We start from the raw sequence: 731 nt of genomic DNA, 5'->3' as shown, positions 1-731 counted from the left end.
CTTCAACGTATCCCCGCACCAGTGATCGCTGTCATCGATGGAGGACAAGGAGCCGCCAGCGCTATCAAGAAATGCTGGCCTGCCACCGTGATCCAACGCTGCCTGGTGCATGCACAACGAGTTGTACGACGCTACACCACCTCACACCCGCGTACCGATGCGGGCAAAGCGATCTATCAACTAGCGCGGAACCTGACCCGGATCACCACCCTGGATGAAGCAGCCACCTGGGCGAGGCAACTCCATGAATACGGCACCTTCTACCGGGGATGGATCAACCAGAAAACCTTCACCACAGACCCAATCACCCAACAACGCCACTGGGCCTGGACACACCCGAACACCCGTAAGGCCTACAACAGCCTGCTACACCTATGGCGTAACAACCTCCTGTTCACCTACCTCAACCCACCGACCGAACTACAGCACCGGCACCGCATCAAATCCACCACCAACAGCCTTGAAGGCGCGATCAACGCCGAACTGAAACTGCTCACCCGCACCCACCGCGGCAGAGCCGGAGAACACCAACGAAAAATGCTGGAATGGTGGCTCTACCAGAAAACAGAACTGCCTGACGATCCAACAGAAATCGCCAGGCAGTCCAACTGGGGCCAAAACCAACTCGCCAAAGTACCAGCCCTGACCCACAACAAGAACCAAGCCGACCACCAAACAGGACGACCAGCCCTCTACGACAACGCTATCGACACCACCTACACACACTCAAT

General features: G+C 57.0%; 1 protein-coding gene. It reads left to right on the top strand.

Annotated features, from left to right (window positions below; genetic code table 11):
• Positions 1 to 731, top strand: a 731-nt coding sequence (locus tag HMPREF3175_RS00785; protein ID WP_141742429.1) for an IS1249 family transposase, incomplete at both ends; no start/stop codon positions are given.

This window comes from Arthrobacter sp. HMSC08H08 (assembly GCF_001807575.1).
GTDB lineage: Bacteria > Actinomycetota > Actinomycetes > Actinomycetales > Micrococcaceae > Pseudoglutamicibacter > Pseudoglutamicibacter albus.
Note: the sequence above shows the minus strand (reverse complement) of the source record. Positions and strands in the feature narration are given on the sequence as shown.